Raw genomic sequence first — 17,897 nt, forward strand, 5'->3', positions numbered from 1 at the left:
AGAGACCATGCCAAAAATGCAGCAAAAGATCAATCCTTTGCAAAGAATGAAAGCCTAAACCCAAGACGTTTTGCCCCTAGACAAATAAGCCCAAGGATAAGACCAAAGACAACGCCAAAAAGAATATAAAAGACCCACTTGTTTGAGAACCACAACCAAGTCAAACCAAAGTGCTCAGCTTGCCCATAAACAAACTTAGAGGTCACGCCAACAAAGAATGCAAGCACCCCACCCTTAAAAAAGTCCTTCCTTGTAAACCCGAAAAACCTTATTCCCGCATAAATAGAAACAAAGGCGAGAACCAAAGGACAGAAAAGTGCCAACAACTGCAAAAACATCACATCGTTCGACATCAAATACCCCTCACAGAAAGAACATCAAAGACCACGCCCGTGGGGAAGAGAAATGCTCATTTTTTTAAGCCCCCCAACAGTACACGCACACACCGTACCCCCTCCAGAGCAAAAAAAGAAACAAGTCCAATAATGCCCGCAAACACCAACCCCTTCAAAAACATGTCCCGCGCAACCACCATACGCCCCGCTCCTTTATTAAGCAAAAATCAGAGACCATGCCAAAAATGCAGCAAAAGATCAATCCTTTGCAAAGAATGAAAGCCTAAACCCAAGACGTTTTGCCCCTAGACAAATAAGCCCAAGGATAAGACCAAAGACAACGCCAAAAAGAATATAAAAGACCCACTTGTTTGAGAACCACAACCAAGTCAAACCAAAGTGCTCAGCTTGCCCATAAACAAACTTAGAGGTCACGCCAACAAAGAATGCAAGCACCCCACCCTTAAAAAAGTCCTTCCTTGTAAACCCGAAAAACCTTATTCCCGCATAAATAGAAACAAAGGCGAGAACCAAAGGACAGAAAAGTGCCAACAACTGCAAAAACATCACATCGTTCGACATCAAATACCCCTCACAGAAAGAACATCAAAGACCACGCCCGTGGGGAAGAGAAATGCTCATTTTTTTAAGCCCCCCAACAGTACACGCACACACCGTACCCCCTCCAGAGCAAAAAAAGGAACAAGTCCAATAGTGCCCACAAACACCCCATTGTTAAAGATCAAAAACCAGCGAACCCCCATATGCTTAGCGCCCACATGCGCCAACCCAACAACAGCTCCAACAACGCAGCAAAACACCAGAAACCTCAAAAAAGACACCCCACGTGATATCCCCTTACCCCGCACCCTCATAAGCAAAACCAAGGACAGGTCCAGCAATGCAACAAACACCGCTCCTATCACTAAAAATTCCCACGATATATCAAAACGCTTCACTCCCTTATAAGCAAAGCCAAGAACCACTACAGCAATGGCGCAAAACACCACAGCCTTGAAAAACACGCCCCACGATACAGTCTTACGGTCTGCTCCCACAACAATAAAACAAAGGGTCGCTCCAGCAATGCAAGAAATCTCCACCCCCTGCCAAAACACCTCCCACGTCATAACCGGTCGCCCCGCATCCTCATAAGCAAAACCAAGGACCAAGCCAATAACGCAGAAAAACGCCAGCCCCTTCAAAAACATGTCCCGCGCAACCACCATACGCCCCGCTCCTTTATTAAGTAAAAATTAGAGACCATGCCAAAAATGCAGCAAAAGATCAATCCTTTGTAAAGAATGAAAGCCTAAACCCAAGACGTTTTGCCCCTAGACAAATAAGCCCAAGGATAAGACCAAAGACAACGCCAAAAAGAATGTGAAAGACCTAACTGTTTGAGAACCACAACCAAGTCAAACCAAAGTGCTCAGCTTGCGCATAAACAAACTTAGAGGTCACGCCAACAAAGAATGCAAGCACCCCACTCTTAAAAAAGTCCTTCCTTGTAACCCCGAAAAACCTCATTGCCGCATAAATAGAAACAAAGGCGAGAACCAAAGGACAGAAAAGTGCCAACCACTGCAAAAACATCAAATCATGCGGCATCAATATCCCCCACAGCAGTAAAATTAAAGGTAACGCCCATCATGCAAAAAAATGCCAATCCTTTCAAGAAGCAAATCCACGCGAGACAATACACTTTTCTCCCATACAGCCTCTCCTATAAAACAATGACAACACCCACAGAAAGCGACCCCTCACCCTTTTTTTGAAACTTCCCCTCACGCAAAAAGCAGACATAAAAACGTATCCCTCAACAAGCATACAACAGCACAATCCCGTTTCTTTGCATAAACATAAAGAAGCAAACGATAATTTTTAAGGAGATGCTATGACCCATAAGCAGAAAAAAAATATGCAAACCTGCCCGCTTGATCATCAAAATCAAGAAAAGCACATTGGTCATTTAAAGACGCAAGAAATCCCTGTTGAAACGCGTAATCCTTATTTTAAACCCAATCATCGAGAAAGTTCCAGCAACCCGCGCACCATCAATGCCATTGCCAATGCACAAAGCCATCCCATTGCACTTTTATATGCGAAAGGACATCTCAGCAAAGCCCAATATAAAGCGGCAGAACGTTTTTATTTTTACTGGCGTCAAAGCCAAGCCGATCTCCACATGAGCCTTGACTACACCCGTGAAAAGGTTTCCTGTAGCCAAGGGTACATACACCCCATTGAACGTCAAATAGAAGCCTCCAATCATTTAAGAACAATCAAAGTTCAACTGGGTATTCTTGGCTATTCACTGCTTGAACGCGTTATCGGCCATGGACAAGCGATAAAAGAATTAAGTTCTTCAAAACGCAAACAAAACTCCCTTGCCGATCATTTACGAGATTGTTTAGACTTGCTCGCATTTCATTGGGGATATGCAAACCATAAACATTTTGAATAATCCCCCTCCTCGCCATTTTAAGCGGCCTCCCATGTTGCCCCCGCCCCTCTAAAGAAACCTCCCCCACACGGGCTCAAGCATTGAGCAGCTCTCGCCCCCATTTTCATTACCTTGCCCCCCACACCCAAAAGGACAATACTTCACCCCCCACACATACTGAAGATACACCCCACACTCTTAAAAACAAAAAGCCTTCCCCATATCAGTCCTATAATCATGAGGGGCTCTTAATTCGTTTTTGATTGAAGAATATTATCAAGATGCTTGCATGCATCATAATATTTTTAAATATAGTTTAATTAATATCGAGTCTTAAAACAAATATTCAATTGAAAAAAGTATTAAGTTTTAATGCAAAATGACAAAATTTTTTGTAAAAAGTATTTTTTATATTGCTATTTTTTCAATTCTCTGCTAATTATAATGTGGTAGGTTCTTTAAGTATGATTTTTTGTATTTAGTACGGCCTTTTGAATTTATTCTTTTTTGACACGTCCTGCGAGTCAATGTTAAAATTCTCCTGCTCTTTGGTCCTCTAATTGCGACGGAGGACTTTTTTTTATAACTGTACTTTTTTATGACTGTATTGTCTTAAATCACTTCCTTATGAGCTTTGTTATATTCCTCCATAAGGTCTACCCGCAAAATAGATCATTCTTTTGTCAAATTGACTTGCGTTTCATTCTCAAAGAACAAAGATTCTTAACTCAATCTGATTTACAAACAGCTTGGATACACTTCTCTCTTGGCTTCCATTCACTCTTGGCTTCCATTCAGGGATTTTCAGCTAAACTCAAGGCGCAACAGGAGCTTGCTCTGTCTTAAAGATTCACCACGCCCTTAAAAAAACACTTAAAACATATCCAAAGAAGCCTGCTTCATATCACCAAACTTCAAATGACAGTGTTTTACGACATAACAGAATGACTTAACTACTGGATAACTTTCTTTATCGCATAGTCCACCAACAGGTTGATGTATCACGGTAATACTTTGATTTATAATAATAATTTCCAGTTATCTATATAAAATTAAGAGACCCGGATATCATAGGGATTCTCTCATTTCAAATTTATTTCATGTTGCATCAATCAACACCTTGTCTTTTCCACATTACAAACATGAGAGATATATGAAATAAAACACTAGCAAGATAAAGAATCAAAATGCCTCTTATGAACACGCTCAAGAGCCAAAGGCTGTCATCACATGAGGCGCGAATAGTATGATAGTGCAGGCTTTCCCCTTATGAGATTTTAAAGAAGGGCTTATCCACTTCGCAAGAGATTTCTCCATTATCCCATTCATCAACATCCCCATTCATCAACATCCCCATTCATCAACATCCCCATTCATCAACATCATTGTGATGATAAGACAACATAATGTTTTTTAAACAAGTACGTAAATGTGCAACACAAATATATTCTATTTAGAACATTCTGTTTTACGTGATTCGCGTAAAACCTCATTAAAAACAAAATCTCTATGAGAAAAAATCTAAAGCGTGAGGATAAAAACATGAAGCAAGCGTGATTCCATTCAGCTATTGCTCTTTAACCGTCAAACCAAATAAAAATAGATCCGGCCAAATAAAAATAGATCCAGAAAGTATGTTAATCTTCCTACCTTAAGAGATAAGCTAAGAATATAGACAACATCTCTCCTAACATTCCCCTTTTTCTAGCATCGCGTAAGAATCAAAAGTTATACAGCTTATTTTGTCATATTATAAAGCACTGTTTTTTTAAGGCGGTATTGAAGCAGTTAAAACAATTGAAGTGTTTAGCCAACGCCATTAGCAAAGCTAAAAAAAACAAACTGTTGAAAAGCCGTGCATATCTTGTGTAAACACAAAAAAAACAAGAAAAAGGCACAAAAATATCTTAATTTTTATAAAAATGCTCAGCGTCTTTTACGATTGTATTGACGAACAACCCTTATCACATAATCATCTTAAATATTGAGAATAAAGAATGAATAGCCCTCGCAAATACAGCAACCTATCAATAAAAATATAAAAACAAATCTTTTGGTTATCTCTGTTTCTTATGGAATATGCCTTTCCCTATGGATGCACTTTAGCCTCCAAAGAGTGCGTTCAATCCATGGAAAGGATGCACTCCAGCCCTTAAAGAGTGCATCCTTCCCCTCAACGGAAACTGCCGAACCCTCATGAAGCAGTATCCAATCCATAAGAGGATGCACTCCGCCTTCAAAAGAGTGCATCCTTCCCCTCAACGGAAACTGCCAAACCCTCATAAGGCAGTATCCAATCCATAAGAGGATGCACTCTAGCCCTCAAAAAGAGTGCATCCTTCCCCTCAACGGAAACTGCCGAACCCTCATAAGGCAGTATCCAATCCATAAGAGGATGCACTCTAGCCCTCAAAAAGAGTGCATCCTTCCCCTCAACAGATACTGCCAAACCCTCATGAAGCAGTATCCAATCCATGAGAGGATGCACTCCGCCCTCAAAAAGAGTGCATCCTTCCCCTCAACGGAAACTGCCGAACCCTCATGAAGCAGTATCCAATCCATGAGAGGATGCACTCTAGCCCTCAAAAAGTGCATCCTTCCCCTCAACGGAAACTGCCAAACCCTCATAAGGCAGTATCCAATCCATAAGAGGATGCACTCTAGCCCTCAAAAAGAGTGCATCCTTCCCCTCAACAGATACTGCCAAACCCTCATGAAGCAGTATCCAATCCATGAGAGGATGCACTCCGCCCTCAAAAAGAGTGCATCCTTCCCCTCAACGGAAACTGCCGAACCCTCATGAAGCAGTATCCAATCCATGAGAGGATGCACTCTAGCCCTCAAAAAGTGCATCCTTCCCCTCAACGGAAACTGCCAAACCCTCATAAGGCAGTATCCAATCCATAAGAGGATGCACTCTAGCCCTCAAAAAGAGTGCATCCTTCCCCTCAACAGATACTGCCAAACCCTCATGAAGCAGTATCCAATCCATAAGAGGATGCACTCCGCCCTCAAAAAGAGTGCATCCTTCCCCTCAACGGAAACTGCCGAACCCTCATGAAGCAGTATCCAATCCATGAGAGGATGCACTCTAGCCCTCAAAAAGTGCATCCTTCCCCTCAACGGAAACTGCCAAACCCTCATAAGGCAGTATCCAATCCATAAGAGGATGCACTCTAGCCCTCAAAAAGAGTGCATCCTTCCCCTCAACAGATACTGCCAAACCCTCATGAAGCAGTATCCAATCCATAAGAGGATGCACTCCGCGCCTTAAAAAGAGTGCATCCTTCCCCTCAACGGAAACTGCCGAACCCTCATAAGGCAGTATCCAATCCATAAGAGGATGCACTCTAGCCCTCAAAAGAGTGCATCCTTCCCCTCAACGGAAACTGCCAAACCCTCATGAAGCAGTATCCAATCCATAAGAGGATGCACTCTAGCCCTCAAAAAGAGTGCATCCTTCCCCTCAACGGAAACTGCCGAACCCTCCTAAAGGCAGTATCCAATCCATAAGAGGATGCACTCTAGCCCTCAAAAGAGTGCATCCTTCCCCTCAACGGAAACTGCCGAACCCTCCTAAAGGCAGTATCCAATCCATAAGAGGATGCACTCTAGCCCTCAAAAGAGTGCATCCTTCCCCTCAACGGAAACTGCCGAACCCTCCTAAAGGCAGTATCCAATCCATAAGAGGATGCACTCTAGCCCTCAAAAAGAGTGCATCCTTCCCCTCAACGGAAACTGCCAAACCCTCATAAGGCAGTATCCAATCTATAAGAGGATGCACTCTAGCCCTCAAAAAGAGTGCATCCTTCCCCTCAACGGATACCGCCGAACCCTCATAAAGGCAGTATCCAATCCATAAGAGGATGCACTCTAGCCCTCAAAAGAGTGCATCCTTCCCCTCAACGGATACCGCCGAACCCTCATAAAGGCAGTATCCAATCCATAAGAGGATGCACTCCGCGCCTTAAAAAGAGTGCATCCTTCCCCTCAACGGAAACTGCCGAACCCTCATGAAGCAGTATCCAATCCATGAAAAGGATGCACTCTAGCCCTCAAAAAGAGTGCATCCTTCCCCTCAACGGAAACTGCCGAACCCTCATGAAGCAGTATCCAATCCATAAGAGGATGCACTCTAGCCCTCAAAAGAGTGCATCCTTCCCCTCAACGGAGACTGCCGAACCCTCATAAGGCAGTATCCAATCCATAAGAGGATGCACTCTAGCCCTCAAAAAGAGTGCATCCTTCACCTCAACGGAGACTGCCGAACCCTCATAAGGCAGTATCCAATCCATAAGAGGATGCACTCTAGCCCTCAAAAAGAGTGCATCCTTCCCCTCAACGGAGACTGCCGAACCCTCATAAGGCAGTATCCGATCCATAAGAGGATTCACTCCGCCTTCAATAGAGTGAATCCTTCCCTTCAAGGGTTTTACTCAATTTTCATCGCATCTCATTTTTATGAACCCTCATTTTTATGAATCCTTGGTCAAAGGCACAAAAGGAAGTTTTCTAGCGACTGCCGTATCACCCATCTTATGGGATTCCACTTGCCTACAGAGCTTTCAAACCTTTTTACGCCTTCATAAAATCGAATCTAAAAGAATTCATTAAGGCAATTAAGGGTAAATTTTGTCAAAATATAGACAAAGTTTATTCTTTTTTGTGATTGTTGTATTTTTACTATAGTTATTTAAATCGAATTTATATATGATACGTATCGATATTTATTTATCGAAATAAATATAGGAGAAAAACTATGAATATCAGATATTTTTTCATAGCGGGGGCTATCACAAGTGGTTTAGCTCTCGCGATTCAAAAATCTGATCGTATAGTCAATAAACAGCCCTCTCCTATTGTTGCACCTTATACTATTGAGAAAACAAATTTACAGTTTGTTAAACAAGTAAGGGACACATCGGATACATTGAATATACTGAGAGTCAGTAATAGAAGCGCATCAGAACAAGCATCAATAAACGATATATACGAGAAAGGAAAAAGTTTATTGAATGCAATAGCTAGTTTTTTAGGATCAATTATTATATATTTCATACAACTTGTTTCTACTAGAGTATAAGATACAAAAAGTTCTTAAAGTAAAGTTATATACATTTTGTATATATTGTAAAACTTAAATAAAAAGGCCCTTTTTAAATGGGGCCTTTTTTAGTTTAATTTTTCCTTTGTTTTAGTTTAATTTTTATTGTGTTTTTATTTTTATTGGCCAAATATCACAGCCTTCAAAAATGCCATTTTTTGCCTTCCTCTCCCCTCAAATGACAAAGGCTCTAACCCTTAAAGCTCCCCCATAGGCTCTAACCCTTAAAGCTCCCCCATAGCGCTTTAATCAATGAGAATCAGAAATTCCTTTTATTCTTCTTGTTCTTCCCAAAAGTTCCTCTGTTTCAAGAAAATGACCATGCATCCCCTACATCATCGGATTGGCTTACAGATCTCCATGAAGCAGACTGAAAAACACAAAAATACCATATAAATTTTTGTATCAATATCACCATACTGAAACGCTGTTGCAGCTTAACAAGCGCTGCTTCATTGGCAAGAACAGCTTAAAGACAAAAAATACCTCAAAGGAAAAAGACCCTAACACTGCTCAAAAATGCCATTTTTTGCCTTCCTCTCCCCTCAAATGACAAAGGCTCTAACCCTTAAAGCTCCCCCATAGGCTCTAACCCTTAAAGCTCCCCCATAGCGCTTTAATCAATGAGAATCAGAAATTCCTTTTATTCTTCTTGTTCTTCCCAAAAGTTCCTCTGTTTCAAGAAAATGACCATGCATCCCCTACATCATCGGATTGGCTTACAGATCTCCATGAAGCAGACTGAAAAACACAAAAATACCATATAAATTTTTGTATCAATATCACCATACTGAAACGCTGTTGCAGCTTAACAAGCGCTGCTTCATTGGCAAGAACAGCTTAAAGACAAAAAATACCTCAAAGGAAAAAGACCCTAACACTGCTCAAAAATGCCATTTTTTGCCTTCCTCTCCCCTCAAATGACAAAGGCTCTAACCCTTAAAGCTCCCCCATAGGCTCTAACCCTTAAAGCTCCCCCATAGCGCTTTAATCAATGAGAATCCGCAATCCTTTTATTCTTCTTGTTCTTCCCAAAAATTCCTCTGTTTCAAGAAAATGACCATGCATCCCCTACATCATCGGATTGGCTTACAGATCTCCATGAAGCAGACTGAAAAACACAAAAATACCATATAAATTTTTGTATCAATATCACCATACTGAAACGCTGTTGCAGCTTAACAAGCGCTGCTTCATTGACAAGAACTTCTTAGAAAGACAAAAAACACCTCAAAGGCAAAAGAGCTTAACACTGCTCAAAAATGCCATTTTTTGCCTTCCTCTCACCTCAAATGACAAAGGCTCTAACCCTTAAAGGCTCTAACCCTTAAAGCTCCCCCCATAGCGCTTTAGTCAATGGACCTTTCCCTCATACCGCTTGAATAAGGCACTTGAATAAGCGATAATTTATGAGCATTTTCTAACAAAACAACAGAACAGTCTTAAAGAAGAGAGTAGAATTTATAATTGATTTTTCCCCCTATTCTTGAGGATCAAGCTATTTCCAGTCTATTTTTTAAAATCTTGGCTATTATTCTTGATTTTTTGAGCCCTTTATTTGGCTCTGGTAAGAAAGGTGTGAAAGCGTCTCAATCATGGCGCTTTCACATCTTTTAAATAAGAGTGCTTTTCTTCAACAGGAGAGTACAACACTAATCAATTTTTATATCCATAAATGCGATTTTACCATCTTTAATATAAGTAATATCAGGAGCATGTTTTACCCCCTCTGCTTCAAACACGAACTGTTCATCACTCACCCCTTCAAACCCTTGTTCCCTTAATTCTTGTTTTTTCTCCTCGACTAATTTTTTATGAAAAGCACGTTTTTGATTACACGTATTAGGGGATCTCACTCTGAAAAGCTGATAGTCCATGGCTATAGACCACTTCTCAGCAACCCGTTCCAGTAGATCGTAACTGAACTTTCCTTCCCTTTTCACTTCTTGAGCGATCACCATCGCGCGTTCCAAATGGACTTTTTCAATGGTTTCATCAAAGCCAAGCTTCTCCCCTGCCGTAAAACTTTCGTCATAAGAAGCTAAAGTCTCAACATCGCCCAGTAAGGCAAGAGCAGCAAGATGCAGCAAAGCATAAGGTGCGAGCTCTATGTCATCATCCGGTGCCCAAGATAAAGAGTCTTTTTCCCAAGGGGGAATACCATATTGAGAGCGAAACATTTCATGCAAAGAATCATCTTCCATTGTCCATTTTAAAGTTTTATCGAGTGCTTTCTTTAAAAGCTGGACGCTCACTTTTTCTTCAAAAATTTCCAATCCATTGGGTACAAAATTCATAAATACCGTTGGCACAACCCCAGAATTATGAGGATTAATCGTCTGACAAGCCGCCGCAAAAATACCGCTCATAATTAAAAGTCCGCGATCAAAAGGCGAAAACTCTTCCACTCGTTGCTCGTTATAAAGAAACTGCACTTCGCGATCTGGTAAAAAGAGGGTTGCCAAATAATCTCCCTTTCCCTCGATTTCCACCGACCATCCCAAGCTTTTTAAAAGCCCTGTTGCACTTTCTATCGTGAGAATTTCATCATCATCATCATAATCGGCAGAGAACTCTTTTTCCTTTAGTTGCAAACGCCTCTCCTGCACCACAGCTTCATCTTTCCAAAACTGCTGCGTTGCAAGATCATTTTCTTTAAGCACTCTTTCCAGCTCGCCTTTCACTTGGAAATTCATTTTCATCCGTTTAAAGACAGAGATATAAAGAGCTAAAATAAGCATGATAATGATCATGCAAATAACAATCATCACCCAGAATCCGGGATCTAATAGAAATACGGCTATAGGATCACTGTTCATTTTTCCCCTCTCAGTCTTTACAAAGCCCGTGCGACAGAGAGCTTATGTGCTCTCCTACAGAGATTGCTTCTTCTAGTTTCTGAATATTTTTTCGCAACTCACCCGTCACTTTGGTGCGAAGCCGTAACATAACCGGAATAAAAATAATAACACAAACCGTTATGATGTCCGTTGTTTTAAAGAGAACGGCATGCACAACATATTGCCACCCTGTCAGCTGCCAATTCAATACACCTGGTATTTCTAGAACCATTTTCCACATGATAATGAGAACCGCAATAGCAAAGATAATTTTATAATCCTTTGCTGAGAGCAACACGTGCTGGAGCGAAAAAGAATGCGCTCCTTTATGCGTTTCTTGCTCTGATGCCCAATTTTGCTCCTTCATGTATTCCCCTCTCACTCTTTGAAAAGACCCGTGCGACAGAGAGCTTATTTGCTATCACACAGAGATTGCCTCTTCTCGTTTCTGGATTTTTTTCCAATTTACGCATTATGATGATGCAAAACCCAAATACCACCGGAATAAAGAAAAGTACACAGACCATTATGGTTTGCGTCATAATAAAAATTATAATATTCCTGCTACCTTGCCACCCTCTTACCTTCCTCACATTGCAAACAATAAAGATTTTCAAACCACGCCAATCTGTAAACAATAGTCACAATTCAGCTTTTTCTTCCCAAAAATTCTCTTATTTTCAAGAAAATCACCCTGCAACCCCACTTCAATAGGATTCATTTCAAAGCTTGAATGAACAAGGCTCATAAAAATACGAAAACAACCCATATACCGCGCGCCCCTACAAGCAAAACCGTTCCTTCCTCACGCCTCAAACGATAAAGTAAGTCCCAAGCACTCACTCTAGGCTCTAAACCCCAAGGGCTCTTATTCCCTTAAATCAATACTAATCCATAATCGGCTTTTCTTTCACTCAATGCCACCCTCAACACTGCTCCTTAGAGCAATGTTTACGGACACCTCATGAAAGAGCACCAAAAAATATCAGAGGCAAAATGGTATAGAGAGCAATCCCTATAAAGGCTGAATCTCTCATAATTTCTTCATTATTTTTCCCTCTCATGACTTCTCAAACGCTGTATCCTGTTCTTGCAAGACGTTTTTCAGTTCTTTTCTTAAACAGCGATACGTTCTCACCTGCTTAAAGACACCATAATAAAGTTCTAAAATCATCATGGGAATACAAGCAACCACCAATGTCACGCACATAAGCACGAAAACAAATATCATGACAAGAATATCGTCCATTTTCCAGTTCACACTTTCTTTATATCGATCCTTTTGATCGGTTATTTTACCCCGTTGCTGATCTATTCCTTTCAATTTCCGAATATTTTTTACCAACAAAAACCACAATATGATGTAGAGTATCAACATAACTGGGAATAAGACCAAAACACACACTATAATAACTTTCCAAAACGCATACAGAGAGAGAAAAAGAGGTGTATCCCACCACCCTGTCCGTTCCCCATTGCTACCCAAGGATAGGAGAAAGAAAATCTTGTTCCACAGCTCAAGAGAAAAAATGCTGTACTCTTTGCTATCCAAGGATGAGAGAGAGAGAATCCTGTTCCATAGCTCAAGAAAGAAAATCCTGTTCCATAGCTCAATAATGAGAGAGAGAAAACAAATGACAACATGCTCTCGCACAGAAAAAATACTTTTTTCGAAAAAATGGCGCAGTCCATTATAAAATGCTGAATTTTTCCCCTTCATTGCTCTTCCTTTTTTTATGAAAAACGCATTTCTTTATCTCATGCCCGCTCTTTTAAGAACCACGAAAAGTGCGATGCATGGCGCTTCCCTTGTTTTCAACAAAAACCCCCAACTTTCTAAAAGCGCGGTTGCTCTTCCCAATGATTAAGAGCATCCTCCTCATTACAAACGAAAATAGGCTATCCTCTTTGCCAGATGATTTTCCAACCATCCCCTCTTCTTGTGTCACGAGAGCTTCTAAACATTGCCTCTTACCCCTCACGATAGCTACAAAAGCGCCTTGTCACTCTCTTTATCTTACGCGTTTTAATGCCCGTCTCACTTTACGATACGTTCTCACCTGCTTGAAAACAAAATAGTAAAATTCTAAAATGAGCATGACAACACCCGCAGGAAAAAAGACGTTTAGCAGAAATATCAACCAAAAGTATACGATAAAAAAACAGCTTATTTTTTCTCTATTGTTTTTTACCGGATTATTTTGTTGATCGATTGTGTGACCCCGTTGCTGGATAGCCTCTTCTAACTGCTGAATCTTTTTTTTCAACAAATACGTTAAGATGAGATAAAGCACCAATAAAACAGGCATCAAGGCAACAACAACCACCATGATGACTTCACGCAGCACAAAAAGCGCCAAAAGAGTGCTATCCTGCGATACACTCAACGGCCACTTGGCTTCTAATGGGATCAAAAGAGCTTTATAACCTATCCCAATAAGGATAGAAATAAGACAAATAATCATATGATCTTTATAAGAACGAAATGATTTTCCCAAAAAAAGAGAGCACCGTTTGTTATAAAATGTGGAATTTTCCCCCTTCATTTGCTCTTCCCTTTTATGCAACTGTTTGTCCCTAACTTTATAAGGACACGCATAATCTCTCAAAGCACCATTGCATCCATTATCGTCAAACAGAACACCCCAGAAAATACTCGTATTGCATATTCATGTTGCCAATAGTTTTGCCAATTCACGTGCTTGTTTTAAAGAAATCTCTCAACACTTCCAAACCAACGCGCATCACCCCCATTTCATGAACAGCCCCCATGAAGGGGATAACAATAGCGCCTCCATGAATATATCCCCTTACTATAAACTCTATCACCACCATTGTTTCAATAAAAAATGTAATCCGGCACCATTCATATACGCCCCCTGCGGCCTCTACAATAGCCTTACCCTCCCTTGTAATACGCATAATCTCTCAAAGCACCATTGCATCCATTATCGTCAAACAGAACACCCCAGAAAACACTCGTATTGCATATTCATGTTGCCAATACTTTTGCCAATTCACGTGCTTGTTTTAAAGAAACATCTCTCAACACTTGCAAACCACCGCGCATCACCCCCATTTCATGAACATCCCCCATGAAAGGGATAACAATAGCGCTCCCATGAATATATCCCCCTTACTATAAACTCTATCACCACCATTGTTTCAATAAAAAATGTAATCCGGCGCCATTCATATACGCCCCCTGCGGCCTCTACAATAGCCTTACCCTCCCTTGTAATACGCATAATCTCTCAAAGCACCATTGCATCCATTGTCGTCAAACAGAATACCCAAAGAACACTCGTATCGCCTATTTATGTTGCCAATACTTTTGCCAATTCACGTGCTTGTTTTAAAGAAATCTCTCAACACTTCCAAACCAACGCGCGTACACCCCATTTCATGAACATCCCCCATGAAGGGGATAACAATAGCGCCCCCATGAATATATCCCCTTACTATAAACTCTATCACCACCATTGTTTCAATAAAAAATGTAATCCGGCACCATTCATATACGCCCCCTGCGGCCTCTACAATAGCCTTACCCTCCCTTGCAACAAGCTACGCCATAACTCGTTCCTCAACACGGACAACCCCATTAGCGTAAGGCTCCTACGACAACCCCACCCCCTGCCCAAAAAACAGCCCTATCTAGCTTCTACGATAGCCTTTATCCCTTGAAAAGACAGAAGCATTTTTATTCTTTTCTCAATTGTTTTCGGACCCCCCACTTAAGACATGAAAAAAGGAACTTCCATTGATTTGCAAATGATCGCGCAATAAGAGCATTTGAAATGAGAAAATCTTACAACTTTCTTATTCCAATTAAAAAGGATCAATGATCATTCAAAATATGACGATACATTCCATTTTTCATTGGGGATCTTGCAAGCCAATAGCTTAGAATATATTCATAAAAGCGCTTCTAAGACAGAGAGACAGCCGCAATTCTTGAGATCAAGCATTTTAATATCAATGAAAGCACTAACATTCCCTTGCAAGTTTGAGGTGTTGTTTTGTCAACAATCTTGTTAGCATGGATTGATTCTATAACTATGCGATATCAGCACAATTGCTCTTTATAAACAGCATTGATACGCGCCATTTTACTCACACTTCTTTATAAGCCTTGCGTTATAGGCTTGTGGGGAAAAGATAAAGGAGAATCCTGTTGAATATAGCAATTATTTTGGGGTCTGTGCGTCAACCTTCCTTAACAAGAACTTTAGCCAATTATTTAGCGGATTGCCTCATAAAGCGGGGTGCATCACTTCAGTGGGTTGATTTGCGTGAACAGCCCTTGCCGATGACAGATCCCGATTATCATCAGCAGGTAGAGGCTAATCCAAGTGCTGCGGTCCGTGAGTTTGTAAAAACCATTGCAGCGGCTGATGGCGTTATTCTAGCAAGCCCCGTTTATCAAGGGTCTTATTCGGGTGTTTTAAAAAATGCTCTTGATAATTTGAGCTATAATGCCTTTTTAAATAAACCTGTTGGGCTTATCTCTCATGGGAGTACGGCCAAAAAATGCGCACAACCGTGTGAGCATTTAGTTCCGGTGGTACACACGCTTTATGGTTATACACTCCAATGTCAAATCGCCTCTTCCAACGAAGATTTTTCCTCAGATGATGAAGGTCGTACTTGGAAAGTTACAAGTGAAGAGGTACAAACACGTTGTGAAAGACTTGCTGATGAAATGTACACATTTTTAAAGCAAAGAGGTGGGATTTAAAGTAATAAGGGAGGGGGCATGAAAAAAAAGGATGCGCACTATCGTTATTTAGTGGTAGGGGGTACAGGGATGCTTGCCCCTTTGTATCAATCACTAAAGCCGCAAGAAGTGATTATTGCTGCACGCTTTCTTTCCCATAAAGTCCAGCTTGAGGCATTGCACAACAAACAGTTGTGTGTGTCGTTGGATTATGATTGTGCGGCATCAAAGGCGCAATTTTTAGAAGCTGTGAAGCAATGGCATGATCTAAAATATTGCATATTATGGATTCATTCGCCCGCCTATGCATTTTCTTGCGCATTAATTGAGCAGTTGGCTCTTTTGCCTAAACCGCCATGTATTCTTCATATTTTTGGTTCCAACATGCATGATCAAATGATCCTCGAGTGCGCGCGCAAAAACAAGGTTGATTTTATCCCCATTCAATTAGGACAAAAAACAACGCCCAAAGGTTTACGATGGCTGACCCATAAGGAGATAAGCCAACAGGTACTGGATGCCATAAAAAACCATATGAATAAACAAAACTTATGAGCAACACCTATGGCTTTGCAAAGAAGCAGTGTCCCTTCAATCTCTATCCATACCCGAACACCCTCTTGAATAGCCCATACTCTCTTACATCATAGGCTTTGAGAACGAACAATCCCCCTCCCTTACGCCTCTAAACAGCATGCCTATATCAACAGCTCCAAAACCAAACGTTTTTCTATCCCTTCTCACACGGACTTACCCCCTCTGACAACCATCACAGCCCTTGACCAACCACACACCCTTTTACAGTTACACGTTTTTACGATTTTGCAAATTCACAGAAAACAACAAAACTGCCGATAAACCACCCCGTTAAAGCCTATCATCAGCCTATTACAAACCTATCACCAGCCTATTCATTGCCATCAACCCTTTTCCCCCAACGCCCTCCATTACCCCAATCCCCCATTCCAATTTTGACGCATTGCACAATCCAACCTTTACGCCTCCATTGGCACCTTTTCTCCCCATATCCGCCCCACAACCATCACGGCTCTTGAGCAACCACACGCCCTATTACAGTTTCACGCTTTTACGATTTTGCAAATTCACAGAAAACAAGCAAACTTCCGATAAACCGCCCCGTTAAAGCCTATCATCAGCCTATTACAAACCTATCACCAGCCTATTCATTGCCATCACCCCTTTTCCCCCAACGCTCCCCATTACCCCATTCCAATTTTGACGCATTGCACAATCCAACCTTTACGCCTCCATTGGCACCCTCTTTACCCCATATCCTCCCCACAACCGTCACGGCTCTTGAGCAACCACACACCCTTTTACAGTTCCACGTTTTTACGATTTTGCAAATTCACAGAAAACAAGCAAACTGCCGATAAACCGCCCCATTAAAGCCTATACAAGCCTATTACAAACCTACCATCAGCCTATTCATTGCCATCAACCCTTTTCCCCCAACGCCCTCCATTTCCCCATTCCCCCAGCGCGCCCTCCATTCCTCCATTCCCCCAACGCCCTCCATTTCCCCATTCCAATTTTGACGCATTTCACAATCCAACCTTTACGCCTCCATTGGCACCTTTTCTCCCCAACCGCCCCACAACCCTCACAGCCCTTGAGCAACCACACACCCGCTTTTACAGTTTCACGTTTTTACGATTTTGAAAATTCACAGAAAACAAGCAAACTGCCGATAAACCGCCCCATTAAAACCTATACAAGCCTATTACAAACCTATCATCAGCCTATTCATTGCCATCAACCCTTTTCCCCCAACGCCCTCCATTCCCCCATTCCCCCATTCCAATTTTGACGCATTGCACAATCCAACCATCCTCCATTGGCACCCTCTTCTCCCCATATCCTCCCCACAACCCTCACGGCTCTTGAGCAACCACACACCGTTTTACAGTTCCACGTTTTTACGATTTTGCAAATTCACAGAAAACAAGCAAACTGCCGATAAACCGCCCCATTAAAGCCTATACAAGCCTATACAAACCTATCATCAGCCTATTCATTGCCATCAACCCTTTTCCCCCAACGCCCTCCATTACCCCAACGCCCTCCATTACCCCAACGCCCTCCATTCCAATTTTGACGCATTTCACAATCCAACCATCCTCCATTGGCACCTTTTCTCCCCAACCGCCCCACAACCCTCACGGCTCTTGACCAACCACACACCCTATTACAGTTTCACGTTTTTACGATTTTGCAAATTCACAGAAAACAACAAAACTTCCGATAAACCGCCCCATTAAAGCCTATCATCAGCCTATTCATTGCCATCAGCCCTTTTCCCCCAACGCCCCCCATTCCTCCATTACTCCATTCCAATTTTGACGCATTTCACAATCCAACCATCCTCCATTGGCACCTTTTCTCCCCATATCCTCCCCACAACCCTCACGGCTCTTGAGCAACCACACAC

General features: G+C 41.6%; 26 protein-coding genes. 4 read left to right on the forward strand and 22 right to left on the reverse strand.

Annotated elements, in window-relative coordinates; translation table 11 throughout:
• Positions 1-29 precede the first annotated feature (29 nt).
• The 5 genes from ACFIKN_RS08500 to ACFIKN_RS08520 all read right to left on the reverse strand — a co-directional run bounded on the left by ACFIKN_RS08500 (position 30) and on the right by ACFIKN_RS08520 (position 1,946).
• Complete coding sequence (locus tag ACFIKN_RS08500) at positions 30-353, reverse strand: hypothetical protein (protein WP_375658250.1); 324 nt, start codon at positions 351-353, stop codon at positions 30-32.
• Positions 354-409: 56 nt separating this feature from the next.
• On the reverse strand, positions 410-535 hold the full coding sequence (locus ACFIKN_RS08505; RefSeq protein ID WP_375658249.1) for a hypothetical protein: 126 nt from the start codon (positions 533-535) through the stop codon (positions 410-412).
• Positions 536-593: 58 nt separating this feature from the next.
• Positions 594-917: a hypothetical protein gene (locus ACFIKN_RS08510; protein WP_375658250.1), complete on the reverse strand. Its 324-nt coding sequence runs from the start codon at positions 915-917 to the stop codon at positions 594-596.
• Positions 918-973: 56 nt separating this feature from the next.
• Positions 974-1,564: a hypothetical protein gene (locus ACFIKN_RS08515; RefSeq protein ID WP_375658251.1), complete on the reverse strand. Its 591-nt coding sequence runs from the start codon at positions 1,562-1,564 to the stop codon at positions 974-976.
• 163 nt (positions 1,565-1,727) lie between these two features.
• Positions 1,728-1,946 carry a hypothetical protein gene (locus ACFIKN_RS08520; RefSeq protein ID WP_375658252.1) on the reverse strand — a complete coding sequence of 73 codons (219 nt, stop codon included), beginning with the start codon at positions 1,944-1,946 and terminating at the stop codon, positions 1,728-1,730.
• A gap of 286 nt (positions 1,947-2,232) precedes the next feature.
• Here ACFIKN_RS08520 and ACFIKN_RS08525 point away from each other — a divergent pair, with 286 nt between their 5' ends.
• The gene (locus tag ACFIKN_RS08525; protein WP_273790862.1) at positions 2,233-2,802 is read left to right on the forward strand and encodes a hypothetical protein; all 570 of its coding nucleotides are present in this window, start codon (positions 2,233-2,235) and stop codon (positions 2,800-2,802) included.
• A gap of 2,049 nt (positions 2,803-4,851) precedes the next feature.
• On the opposite strand, the gene ACFIKN_RS08530 is transcribed toward ACFIKN_RS08525, so the two are convergent.
• The 8 genes from ACFIKN_RS08530 to ACFIKN_RS08565 form a co-directional block, all read right to left on the reverse strand.
• Positions 4,852-5,031: a hypothetical protein gene (locus tag ACFIKN_RS08530; protein WP_375658253.1), complete on the reverse strand. Its 180-nt coding sequence runs from the start codon at positions 5,029-5,031 to the stop codon at positions 4,852-4,854.
• Complete coding sequence (locus ACFIKN_RS08535) at positions 5,018-5,257, reverse strand: hypothetical protein (RefSeq protein WP_375658254.1); 240 nt, start codon at positions 5,255-5,257, stop codon at positions 5,018-5,020. The genes ACFIKN_RS08530 and ACFIKN_RS08535 overlap by 14 nt, the downstream gene beginning before the upstream one ends.
• 99 nt (positions 5,258-5,356) lie before the next feature.
• On the reverse strand, positions 5,357-5,515 hold the full coding sequence (locus ACFIKN_RS08540; RefSeq protein ID WP_375658255.1) for a hypothetical protein: 159 nt from the start codon (positions 5,513-5,515) through the stop codon (positions 5,357-5,359).
• Positions 5,516-5,614: 99 nt separating this feature from the next.
• Positions 5,615-5,773: a hypothetical protein gene (locus ACFIKN_RS08545; protein WP_375658255.1), complete on the reverse strand. Its 159-nt coding sequence runs from the start codon at positions 5,771-5,773 to the stop codon at positions 5,615-5,617.
• A 99-nt stretch (positions 5,774-5,872) separates the two neighbouring features.
• Complete coding sequence (locus tag ACFIKN_RS08550; protein ID WP_375658256.1) at positions 5,873-6,142, reverse strand: hypothetical protein; 270 nt, start codon at positions 6,140-6,142, stop codon at positions 5,873-5,875.
• Positions 6,143-6,421: 279 nt separating this feature from the next.
• Positions 6,422-6,577: a hypothetical protein gene (locus tag ACFIKN_RS08555; RefSeq protein ID WP_375658257.1), complete on the reverse strand. Its 156-nt coding sequence runs from the start codon at positions 6,575-6,577 to the stop codon at positions 6,422-6,424.
• Between the two features lie 215 nt (positions 6,578-6,792).
• A complete protein-coding gene (locus ACFIKN_RS08560) occupies positions 6,793-6,927 on the reverse strand; it encodes a hypothetical protein (RefSeq protein ID WP_375658258.1) in 135 nt (44 codons plus the stop codon).
• On the reverse strand, positions 6,924-7,163 hold the full coding sequence (locus tag ACFIKN_RS08565; RefSeq protein WP_375658259.1) for a hypothetical protein: 240 nt from the start codon (positions 7,161-7,163) through the stop codon (positions 6,924-6,926). The genes ACFIKN_RS08560 and ACFIKN_RS08565 overlap by 4 nt, the downstream gene beginning before the upstream one ends.
• Positions 7,164-7,540: 377 nt before the next feature.
• On the opposite strand from ACFIKN_RS08565, the gene ACFIKN_RS08570 reads away from it, so the two are divergent.
• Positions 7,541-7,864, forward strand: a complete 324-nt coding sequence (locus tag ACFIKN_RS08570) for a hypothetical protein (RefSeq protein ID WP_273790865.1) — start codon at positions 7,541-7,543, stop codon at positions 7,862-7,864.
• A 1,673-nt stretch (positions 7,865-9,537) separates the two neighbouring features.
• Here the strand turns inward: ACFIKN_RS08570 and ACFIKN_RS08575 are convergent.
• The 6 genes from ACFIKN_RS08575 to ACFIKN_RS08600 form a co-directional block, all read right to left on the reverse strand.
• Positions 9,538-10,704, reverse strand: a complete 1,167-nt coding sequence (locus tag ACFIKN_RS08575; protein WP_375658260.1) for a DUF6990 domain-containing protein — start codon at positions 10,702-10,704, stop codon at positions 9,538-9,540.
• Positions 10,705-10,714: 10 nt separating this feature from the next.
• Positions 10,715-11,092: a hypothetical protein gene (locus ACFIKN_RS08580; RefSeq protein ID WP_375658261.1), complete on the reverse strand. Its 378-nt coding sequence runs from the start codon at positions 11,090-11,092 to the stop codon at positions 10,715-10,717.
• Positions 11,093-11,785: 693 nt separating this feature from the next.
• A complete protein-coding gene (locus ACFIKN_RS08585) occupies positions 11,786-12,070 on the reverse strand; it encodes a hypothetical protein (protein ID WP_375654340.1) in 285 nt (94 codons plus the stop codon).
• A gap of 427 nt (positions 12,071-12,497) precedes the next feature.
• Positions 12,498-12,707, reverse strand: a complete 210-nt coding sequence (locus tag ACFIKN_RS08590) for a hypothetical protein (protein ID WP_375643477.1) — start codon at positions 12,705-12,707, stop codon at positions 12,498-12,500.
• A 30-nt stretch (positions 12,708-12,737) separates the two neighbouring features.
• Entirely contained in the window at positions 12,738-13,271 is a 534-nt protein-coding gene (locus ACFIKN_RS08595) for a hypothetical protein (protein ID WP_375658262.1), read from the reverse strand.
• A 148-nt stretch (positions 13,272-13,419) separates the two neighbouring features.
• Positions 13,420-13,647 carry a hypothetical protein gene (locus ACFIKN_RS08600; RefSeq protein WP_375658263.1) on the reverse strand — a complete coding sequence of 76 codons (228 nt, stop codon included), beginning with the start codon at positions 13,645-13,647 and terminating at the stop codon, positions 13,420-13,422.
• Between the two features lie 1,255 nt (positions 13,648-14,902).
• Here ACFIKN_RS08600 and ACFIKN_RS08605 point away from each other — a divergent pair.
• Both ACFIKN_RS08605 and ACFIKN_RS08610 read left to right on the forward strand, forming a co-directional pair.
• Positions 14,903-15,466, forward strand: coding sequence for an NADPH-dependent FMN reductase (locus ACFIKN_RS08605; RefSeq protein ID WP_273790873.1), 564 nt, complete (start codon positions 14,903-14,905; stop codon positions 15,464-15,466).
• Positions 15,467-15,484: 18 nt separating this feature from the next.
• Positions 15,485-16,000 carry a short-chain dehydrogenase gene (locus ACFIKN_RS08610; protein WP_375637680.1) on the forward strand — a complete coding sequence of 172 codons (516 nt, stop codon included), beginning with the start codon at positions 15,485-15,487 and terminating at the stop codon, positions 15,998-16,000.
• A gap of 333 nt (positions 16,001-16,333) precedes the next feature.
• Here the strand turns inward: ACFIKN_RS08610 and ACFIKN_RS08615 are convergent, their stop codons facing one another.
• The 3 genes from ACFIKN_RS08615 to ACFIKN_RS08625 form a co-directional block, all read right to left on the reverse strand.
• Entirely contained in the window at positions 16,334-16,504 is a 171-nt protein-coding gene (locus ACFIKN_RS08615; RefSeq protein ID WP_375658264.1) for a hypothetical protein, read from the reverse strand.
• A 367-nt stretch (positions 16,505-16,871) separates the two neighbouring features.
• Positions 16,872-17,021 carry a hypothetical protein gene (locus ACFIKN_RS08620; protein WP_375658265.1) on the reverse strand — a complete coding sequence of 50 codons (150 nt, stop codon included), beginning with the start codon at positions 17,019-17,021 and terminating at the stop codon, positions 16,872-16,874.
• 455 nt (positions 17,022-17,476) lie between these two features.
• Positions 17,477-17,650, reverse strand: a complete 174-nt coding sequence (locus ACFIKN_RS08625) for a hypothetical protein (protein WP_375658266.1) — start codon at positions 17,648-17,650, stop codon at positions 17,477-17,479.
• Positions 17,651-17,897: the final 247 nt, after the last annotated feature.

This window comes from Bartonella sp. CL436QHHD (assembly GCF_042195105.1).
Classification (GTDB): domain Bacteria; phylum Pseudomonadota; class Alphaproteobacteria; order Rhizobiales; family Rhizobiaceae; genus Bartonella.

Coding starts and splice junctions, on each gene's coding strand:
- ACFIKN_RS08535 (WP_375658254.1), bottom strand. CDS start 5,257: ATGGATTGGATACTGCTTCATGAGGGTTTGGCAGTATCTGTTGAGGGG.
- ACFIKN_RS08520 (WP_375658252.1), bottom strand. CDS start 1,946: ATGCCGCATGATTTGATGTTTTTGCAGTGGTTGGCACTTTTCTGTCCT.
- ACFIKN_RS08610 (WP_375637680.1), top strand. CDS start 15,485: ATGAAAAAAAAGGATGCGCACTATCGTTATTTAGTGGTAGGGGGTACA.
- ACFIKN_RS08510 (WP_375658250.1), bottom strand. CDS start 917: ATGTCGAACGATGTGATGTTTTTGCAGTTGTTGGCACTTTTCTGTCCT.
- ACFIKN_RS08600 (WP_375658263.1), bottom strand. CDS start 13,647: ATGCGTATTACAAGGGAGGGTAAGGCTATTGTAGAGGCCGCAGGGGGC.
- ACFIKN_RS08575 (WP_375658260.1), bottom strand. CDS start 10,704: ATGAACAGTGATCCTATAGCCGTATTTCTATTAGATCCCGGATTCTGG.
- ACFIKN_RS08500 (WP_375658250.1), bottom strand. CDS start 353: ATGTCGAACGATGTGATGTTTTTGCAGTTGTTGGCACTTTTCTGTCCT.
- ACFIKN_RS08580 (WP_375658261.1), bottom strand. CDS start 11,092: ATGAAGGAGCAAAATTGGGCATCAGAGCAAGAAACGCATAAAGGAGCG.
- ACFIKN_RS08595 (WP_375658262.1), bottom strand. CDS start 13,271: ATGAAGGGGGAAAATTCCACATTTTATAACAAACGGTGCTCTCTTTTT.
- ACFIKN_RS08545 (WP_375658255.1), bottom strand. CDS start 5,773: ATGGATTGGATACTGCTTCATGAGGGTTTGGCAGTATCTGTTGAGGGG.
- ACFIKN_RS08565 (WP_375658259.1), bottom strand. CDS start 7,163: ATGGATCGGATACTGCCTTATGAGGGTTCGGCAGTCTCCGTTGAGGGG.
- ACFIKN_RS08505 (WP_375658249.1), bottom strand. CDS start 535: ATGGTGGTTGCGCGGGACATGTTTTTGAAGGGGTTGGTGTTTGCGGGC.
- ACFIKN_RS08530 (WP_375658253.1), bottom strand. CDS start 5,031: ATGCACTCTTTTGAAGGCGGAGTGCATCCTCTTATGGATTGGATACTG.
- ACFIKN_RS08570 (WP_273790865.1), top strand. CDS start 7,541: ATGAATATCAGATATTTTTTCATAGCGGGGGCTATCACAAGTGGTTTA.
- ACFIKN_RS08515 (WP_375658251.1), bottom strand. CDS start 1,564: ATGGTGGTTGCGCGGGACATGTTTTTGAAGGGGCTGGCGTTTTTCTGC.
- ACFIKN_RS08525 (WP_273790862.1), top strand. CDS start 2,233: ATGACCCATAAGCAGAAAAAAAATATGCAAACCTGCCCGCTTGATCAT.
- ACFIKN_RS08540 (WP_375658255.1), bottom strand. CDS start 5,515: ATGGATTGGATACTGCTTCATGAGGGTTTGGCAGTATCTGTTGAGGGG.